This is a genomic window from Candidatus Thermoplasmatota archaeon (assembly GCA_029907305.1).
In the GTDB taxonomy this organism is placed as follows: domain Archaea; phylum Thermoplasmatota; class E2; order DHVEG-1; family DHVEG-1; genus JARYMC01.
In genome coordinates this window covers 1-8306 of sequence record JARYMC010000068.1, presented here as the reverse complement: position 1 = coordinate 8306, position 8306 = coordinate 1, and the positions used below count along the sequence as shown (strand labels likewise).

At 36.4% G+C, this 8306-nt stretch carries 7 protein-coding genes; 5 read left to right on the top strand and 2 right to left on the bottom strand.

The annotated features are described in order from the left end of the window. Positions 1-306 precede the first annotated feature (306 nt). Positions 307-2976, bottom strand: a complete 2670-nt coding sequence (locus tag QHH19_05725) for a bifunctional acetate--CoA ligase family protein/GNAT family N-acetyltransferase (GenBank protein MDH7517825.1) — start codon at positions 2974-2976, stop codon at positions 307-309. An 83-nt stretch (positions 2977-3059) separates the two neighbouring features. Continuing rightward, positions 3060-4094: a hypothetical protein gene (locus tag QHH19_05720; GenBank protein ID MDH7517824.1), complete on the bottom strand. Its 1035-nt coding sequence runs from the start codon at positions 4092-4094 to the stop codon at positions 3060-3062. Between the two features lie 207 nt (positions 4095-4301). Between QHH19_05720 and QHH19_05715 the strand changes: the two genes are divergently transcribed. From QHH19_05715 to QHH19_05695, 5 genes are all read left to right on the top strand, one after another. Then, positions 4302-5324 (top strand): PstS family phosphate ABC transporter substrate-binding protein, encoded by a 1023-nt coding sequence (locus QHH19_05715; GenBank protein ID MDH7517823.1) that lies wholly within the window; start codon positions 4302-4304, stop codon positions 5322-5324. A gap of 29 nt (positions 5325-5353) precedes the next feature. Then, on the top strand, positions 5354-6247 hold the full coding sequence (gene pstC / locus QHH19_05710; GenBank protein ID MDH7517822.1) for a phosphate ABC transporter permease subunit PstC: 894 nt from the start codon (positions 5354-5356) through the stop codon (positions 6245-6247). Continuing rightward, positions 6244-7080 carry a phosphate ABC transporter permease PstA gene (gene pstA / locus QHH19_05705; GenBank protein ID MDH7517821.1) on the top strand — a complete coding sequence of 279 codons (837 nt, stop codon included), beginning with the start codon at positions 6244-6246 and terminating at the stop codon, positions 7078-7080. Before pstC ends, pstA begins: the two co-directional genes overlap by 4 nt. A gap of 11 nt (positions 7081-7091) precedes the next feature. After that, positions 7092-7853 (top strand): phosphate ABC transporter ATP-binding protein, encoded by a 762-nt coding sequence (locus tag QHH19_05700; protein MDH7517820.1) that lies wholly within the window; start codon positions 7092-7094, stop codon positions 7851-7853. An 85-nt stretch (positions 7854-7938) separates the two neighbouring features. Next, positions 7939-8121: a hypothetical protein gene (locus QHH19_05695; GenBank protein ID MDH7517819.1), complete on the top strand. Its 183-nt coding sequence runs from the start codon at positions 7939-7941 to the stop codon at positions 8119-8121. Positions 8122-8306 lie beyond the last annotated feature (185 nt).

Genomic DNA, 8306 nt, shown 5'->3' with positions numbered 1-8306 from the left:
TATGTATCGAGAAACTTTCTTCCTACGTTTCTCTTCTTTACTCCAAACAGTTGTTGATGAATACAAATAGTAATTCCATCCAATCTTCTTCACTTCAAGAGGCAGCTTACGTTTCTTCTTCTGCTCATCAAGGATACGCCTAACCCACCCTTCCATTATACCCTAATAGGGAATACATTATATAAATGTTGCGGTTGTTTTTTACAGATATAATTACAATTTAATTATTATTATTCCCTAAAAATTTGAGGAGTTACAGTTAAAAAATAATTAGCTTTATGAATATCGTTTATTACTAAATATTTTTTACTTTGTTAAATCGTATTCAATCTTGTATTCCCCAGGATCACCTTCTGAGAACTTGAAGTTTTTCTCTTTACATAAAGCAATCATCGGTTTATTCTCCTTTAAAACAACACCATTTATCTTCTTAATTTTCTTATCTCTAGCAATCTCAAAAATATAGTCTATGAATTCTGAGCCAAGCCCAAGCCTCTGCCATTTATCTGTAACAACAATTGCAAACTCCGCTGTATCACTTCGCCCTGGTTCAGTGATAATCCTTGCTACACCAATCATTCTTTTTTTATTGTTCTCCTCAATTTCAGCAACAATAGCAATCTCCCGATCATAGTCGATGTTACAGTAACGTGTTCGCATCTCATGTGGCGTCTCTTTAATTATCCTGAAGAATCTAAACAAAACTGTTTCCTCAGAGAAACTCTTGAACATATCAAGCCATAGCATTTCATCCTCTGGTTTTATAGGTCTTAATAGAACCTCAGTTTTATCTTTGAGTTTCACTTTCTTTATGTATTTATCTGGATAAGGACTTATAACAAGATGAACCTTTTTCTCAGGTTCTTTATCAAGTATTATACGCGCATCAACAGCTATAAGGTCGTTTTCACTAGCAATCAACGGGTTGATATCAATCTCTTTGATCTCAGGGTGATCGATTAATAGCTGGGAGAAATTAACCAGTGTCTCCTCAACCTTTGTTATGTCCACAGGTGGCATACCACGGAACCCCTTTAGGAGTTCATACGCCTTGGTTTTCTCAATTATCCTACGGGCGAGCACCTGGTTTAGAGGAGGTAAACCGATTGCACGATCCTTGAATAACTCGGTGTAAATACCACCTAAACCAAATAGTATAACAGAACCAAAAATAGGGTCTTTCTTTGAACCTAATATAAGCTCATAACCATGGTTCTTAGCCATTTTCTGAATTGTTACACCAAGTATTTTCGCATCTGGGACCTTTTCTTTCGCCCTTTTTGTCATCTCTTTGAACGTTTTTCTAACATCTTCCTCACAATGCAGGTTAAGCGCTACACCACCTACATCGCTTTTATGTGTTATCTGCGGGGAAAGAATTTTCATCACAACAGGGTAACCTATTTTCTCAGATAACTGAACTGCCTTGTCCTCAGTTTCTGCTACATGTGGTTTAGTTGTTTTAATACCATATAGTTCTATGAAAGTTTTTGATTCGATTTCGTCTAATAAATCTCTTTTTTCTTTCTTTGCTTTATCCAAAATATTTTTTGCTATCTCTTTGTGGGATGGTGTACTTATGTGTAGTTCCTGTGGTGTCTCATATAGTTGTGCAAGGTGGCGCTCGTAGTGGTAGAGGTACATGTAAGATTCCACGGCTTCATCAGGCGTATCATAGGTTGGTATGTTGTTTGCGTTTAGTATCTGTCTCGCATGATAAACAGTTGCTTCACCAATAAAAGAGGTGATAATAGGTTTAGTTGTTTTTCTAGCTATATCAATTAATCTCTCAGCGAGCTTATTTGGGTCAGCGACTACTTGGGGAACACACAATACTAAAAGACCATCAACATTATTATCCGCGAGACATATCTCAATCGCTTTCTGATAACGCTCCTCATCACCATCCCCAATTATATCAATAGGGTTACCATGGCTCCAATGCGGTGGCAGAACCTGGTTTAATTTCTGCATGCTTTCATCAGAGAGCTCAGCAAGCTTTCCACCTTTTTCAATAACCGAGTCAGTGGCAAGAACACCTGGTCCACCAGCGTTTGTCACAATAGCAATATTTCTACCAGTTGGACGCGGTTGTTTAGCAAGAATCGAAGAGCAATTAAACAAATCCTCTATGTCTTTCACCCTAACAATACCTGTTCTGCGGAAAGCAGCCTCGTATATATCATCCTCACCAGCCATAGCACCAGTATGCGATGAAGCAGCTTTCGCCCCCTCTTTATAGCGCCCTGATTTAATAACAATAATAGGCTTCACCCGCGCGAAACTCTTCGTAGCACTCATAAACTTCCTAGCATCAGTTATAGACTCCATATAAAGAACTATACTCCTAGTATGAATATCCATACCAAAATAATCTATGAGATCACCGAAATCAACATCAAGCATAGAACCTACAGAAACAAATGAACTAAAACCTACTTTCGCTGACTGAGCCCAATCAAGAATAGCACCACAGACCGCACCACTCTGAGAGAAAAGCGCTATATTACCCCGCTCAGGGTTAGAACCAATAAAAGTAGCATTCAAATTAAGATAAGGCATAATAAAACCAACACAGTTAGGACCAACAATCCTCAAACCATACCTGTTCTTGATCTCCAAAAGCTTTTTCTCAAGAGCAACACCATCAGCACCTATCTCCTTAAAACCAGCTGAGATGATCATAATACCCTTAATACCTTTTTTGCCACACTGCTCTAAAACATCTGGAACAGTTTTCGCAGGAGTCAAAATAATAGCTAAATCAACAACCCTAGGCAAATCAGTAACAGATGGATAAGCCTGCACACCTAGTATACTCTCATATTTAGGGTTCACAGGGTAAACAACGCCATCATAATTTGACCCGATTAGGTTACGAAAAACCCTGTAACCTGCAGAACCAACTGTAGCAGAAGCCCCTATAACAGCTATACTCTTAGGCTTAAATATTTTATCAAGATTCTCAACACCCATAACAACCCACCCCATTCAAAAACAAAATGGGATAGAAGGGCTATATCAAAGAACTTCTAATAAACTTTACCTACTAAAAAGATCTATAGAACCCAATAAGGTCGAAGCAAACCCTTAAGCTCCGAAATCAAACCATCAACCTCTCTAACCCTTGGATCAGGGATATCCTCCTCTTTTATATAATCCTCCCTACCCAAAAGACCACACATAACATTATAATAAGATTGAACACTAGCAAAACTATTATACCCGCCACCTAAAAGAACCAAAAGCCGGTCACACCCAGCAACAGACAACTCACGCATCTTCTTAGCCATATGATAATATGCTTGATACGTCAAGAAAATATCTGCCAAAGGATCATCATGATGAGTATCAACACCAGACTGATAAATGATAATCTCAGGGTTAAATTGATCGGTTAATTTTGGTACAATATCATTAAAAGCCTTCAGATAACTTTTATTACCAGTCCTAGGTGGAATAGGAAGATTAACAGTAAAACCCTTGCCCTCTCCTTCACCAATTTTATCTATACTCCCAGTGCCAGGATACAACGTACGCCCATCTTGGTGAATAGAAACTTTTAAAACAGTTGGATCAAGATAATAAATATCCTGCGTACCATTCGCATGATGCACATCAACATCAACAACCATAAAACGTTTCAACCTATGTTTAACTCGTAAATATTCTATAACAATAGCAATATCATTAAAAAAACAAAAACCAGATGAACTATTTTTGCCAGCATGATGAAAACCAGCAAGTGGGTTCACCATGCATTGGTATCCATCAAACAACTTTTCGCCAGCCATAATCGTACCACCAGCTGCTAGACTAGCTATCTCAAAAATACCTATCGGCGCTGGTGTATCAAGCGAGAGCATACCGCCGGTGCAGCTCAACTCCTTAACCTTGTTTACATAATCCTTTGTATGTACACGTAATAGATCTTCTTCGCTAGCTTTTTTTGGTGTGAAAACCTTGACATCTTTTAGAATACTTTTTTCTTTTAGTAAATCCATTGTTTTACCTGGTTTGTCGCCAACTAGTGGATGATCAACGCCCAAATCGTATTTGTTGTAGTCCTCATGATAAACTATTCCTGTTTTCATTTAATCCCCCAAATTTAGCAAGGTCCACCTTATCTTTTTCCTGTATATAATTTTAGTTTTTCTTTTAAAAATCCTTGAGAATCCATAACATTTTGGTTCTATACCACCAAATATAGGTAATTTACCAATAACTTTAAATAGGGCGCCGTACATAGTGTATTACATGTCAATGTGTCTCATGGCATTTGACAAAATGGGGAAGCTATTATGAAAAATAAAAATCAATCACAAAAAAAAATGCTAGTAATATTTGCAACCATAACACTTATTACAATAGGAATTGTCAGCAACTGTGGCTGCGTTGGAAAAAATAAAAATACAATAAAAATTGAAGGAGCATTTGCATTAACACCTATGATGGAAAAATGGGCATCAGAATATAGAAAAATCCATCCAGAAATAAATATCGATATCATTAGCAATGGCGCCGGTCAAGGTATGGCAGATGCTTTACTTGGAATCGCAGATATCGGTATGGTTTCCAGAGAAATCAACAACACAGAAATTCAACAAGGAGTATTTTTTGTGTCTGTAGTAAAAGATGCAGTTGTTGCAACTATAAACACCAATAATCCAGTTATTGAAGAAATTCTAAGAAAAGGCGTCACAAAACAACAATTTATAGATGTTTTTATTACAAGGAATATAACAACATGGGGACAACTTGTTGGAAACGAAAGTCTTAGCAATGATCGTATTGTTGTGTATACGAGATCTGATTCATGTGGTGCTGCTGAAACATGGGCAAAGTATCTTGGAAAATATAAACAAAACGATCTGATAAACGCAGCAGATTCAGCTGTAAATGGAGATAATACACTTGCTGCTACAATCCAACGTGAAAAATTTGGAATCGGTTTTAACAACATTGGCTATGTATACACAAAAAAACTTGCTGATGGAACTGTTTTACCAGCTGATAATATAATACCAGTACCTATCGACCTCAACGAAAATGGAGTTCTGGATGAAAATGAAAATGTATATGCAAATCGTAGCACTATTATAACTGCTATAAACAATTACGTTTATCCATCTCCACCAGCACGAGCACTCCATCTAGTTACTTTACACAATTACACTGGTATAGTAAAAGATTTTGTTTATTGGATATTAACTGGAGGACAGCAATACGTTCTTGATGCAGGCTATGTTCCACTTCCACCAGAAACGATAACCGCACAAATAGGTTATCTTGAGAGCGGTACAAGACCAGAGATAGAACGATAATATAAAATATTTAGAAAGAAATTGGTGATATGAACACTAGAAAATGGCGTGAATTTATTGGCACAAAATTCATGCTAGCATCCACGCTATTTTCCATTGCTTTATTTTTTTCCATATTCCTTCTTTTATTGTTTAAATCTGCATTAGTTCTACAAAAAAGATCCATCTTCGATATATTATTTTCTTCAACATGGAATCCAGATGGTGGTCAATTTGGTCTAGCACCAATACTTATCGGAACAATATTAGTTACAGGAATCGCTCTTATAATTGCTGTTCCAATATCTCTTTTAAGCGCAATATATATCGTCGAGTATGCTCCTTTAAAAGTTAGGCGAACAATCAGACCATTTATAGATGTACTCGCTGGCGTTCCATCAGTAGTATACGGGCTTTGTGCTTTTCTCTTTCTTGTTCCATTGGTAAAAGATTTTATAGCACCATGGTTTGGTGTTGGAAGTACCGGTCTTTGTATATTTACTGCCGCAATAATCCTAGCAATCATGGTTTTTCCTATAATAATCTCATTATGTATCGAGGCATTTGATGCTATACCAATTGCCCTAAAAGAAGCGTCTTTGTCTACCGGGGCAACAAAATGGGAGACCGTTAAAAAAGTTATATTTCGCGCATCTGCCCCTAGCGTTATAGCAGCAGTATTACTCGGCTTTGGACGAGCATTTGGTGAAACCATCGCAGTAAACATGGTTGTCGGTGGTATACCTAGGATGCCAACTTCATTATTTTCCCCTGGCGAAACCCTTGCGTCTCTAATCGCATCAAAATACGGCGAATTAATGTCTATGCCTCTTCATGAATCTGCTCTCATGTTAGTAGCATTAATTTTATTCATTGTCGTTTTCCTATTTAATTTCCTCGGCGTACTTGTTTTAAGAAGAGCTAAAAAGAGGTGGAAATATTGAATAGACGTGTTTTTGAAGAAAAACTATTCAAATCTTTAATGATTCTTTCTTTATGTATTGTTTTGGGTAGTTTGTTTATTATTTTTGGTATCGTAATTTACAATGGTGCTTCATCAATAAGTTTAGAGATGATAACACAAACACCGACTGAAGGACAATATCTTGATGGCGGCATATTAAATGCGATTGTCGGCTCAATATTTCTCGCTTTTCCAGCTACGGGTATAGCATTTTTGATAAGTTTAATGATAGCTCTCTATTTACAAAGGGATTTTACTACTTCCAAGGTATCTAATTTTGTTCGATTTACTCTAGATGTTTTGTGGGGTATTCCTTCTATAATTTATGGTATTTTTTGTCTTATGATCATGTTATATTTTGGTATGGGATCATCTTTACTATCAGGAATCATTGCTCTAACCCTACTTGAAATTCCAATAATAACAAGATCCATGGATGAGTCGATAAAGATGGTTCCATCAGGTTTAAAAGAAAGTGCGTATTCACTTGGATCAACAAAATTTGAGACTGCCATAAAGGTTCTAAGAAAACAGGCGTTCCCAGGGATACTGGCAGGGGTTCTTTTAGGACTTGGTAGAGGCATTGGTGATGCTGCATCTATCTTGTTTACATCTGGTTTTTCGAATCGTATACCCTCTTCACCTTTAGATTCAACAGCGGCATTACCAACTATGATCTTTAATCTTTATTCCCTGCCCTCTGGTCAACCGAAAGCATATGCTGCAGCATTTATCCTTCTGGTTGTCGTACTTGTAATAAGTGTATCTTCAAGGTTATTAACAAGAAGATTTAAAAGACATGTAATAAAATAGAAGGAGTTTATATGACAAAAAATCAAATAGAAACAAAAAATTTAAACGTATATTATCACAAACATAATGCACTTATAAATGTAGATATTAATATTCCTGCTAAAAAACTCACCGCGATAATCGGTCCTTCAGGATGTGGAAAAACTACTTTGTTGAAATCATTCAATCGTTTACTTGAGATACAAGATGATGTTAAAATTTCAGGGAAAATCTTGGTTGACAACAAAAATATACTTACCTGTAAAGGGAGTGAAATACCAGATATCAGGAAAAAAATGGGTTTGCTCTCTCAGAAACCATATCCTCTACCAATGTCGATTTATGAGAATGTTGCATATGGCTTAAGAATTCATCATAAGAAAAAAGGAAAAGAACTAGATAAAATAGTTGAGCATTGTCTTGCAGAGGTTGGCATATGGAATGAAGTAAAAAATCGACTTCATGAGCCTGCCTCAAAACTATCAGTTGGGCAACAACAACGTCTTTGTTTAGCTAGAGCTATTGCAGTAAAACCAGAGGTATTGCTATGTGATGAGCCTACCTCTGCTTTGGATCCGATTTCAGCGCAACAAATCGAAAAACTCTTATTGAAATTAAAAGAGAATTACACCGTTATATTGGTTACTCATACACTGCGTCAGGCAAAAAGACTCGCAGATTACGTAATCTTCCTTTACTTTGGCAAAGTTATAGAACATGGACCAGCTAATGAAGTTTTTAATAACCCAAAAACACCTGAGATGAAAGCTTATCTTGAGGGGGAAATAAGCTGATGAACCAAATAATTTTTACCAAATTATATTGGTATTATAACAAAATATTTGAACATCTATTTTATTATCAAAGGTTGTTGAGCACATGAAAATCGAACTAGATGATGTAAAATGCATCAAAGAGACAGCGATCACAATTCGTGGATCAAGAAGAAGAATAACAGTACCATCAGAGGTTGTTGAAATACTAAAATTGAAAGATGGCGATAAACTTAGATGGGTTGTTCTAAAAGATGGCACAATAGGCATCCAGAAAGTTAAAAGTTAGATATTTTGTTTTTTCTTTATAAACTATTCATATAGCAAGATAATCTACTTCTACATCTGTGGGTTCAAATCCCTTCCTTTACTTTTAGTTGTTTTTATTAAGAAACATTACTTCGGAAAGTAGAAATTTATACTATTTTTTACTCTGCAACAACTCAACCTCATAAGACCAACAAACATGATCCC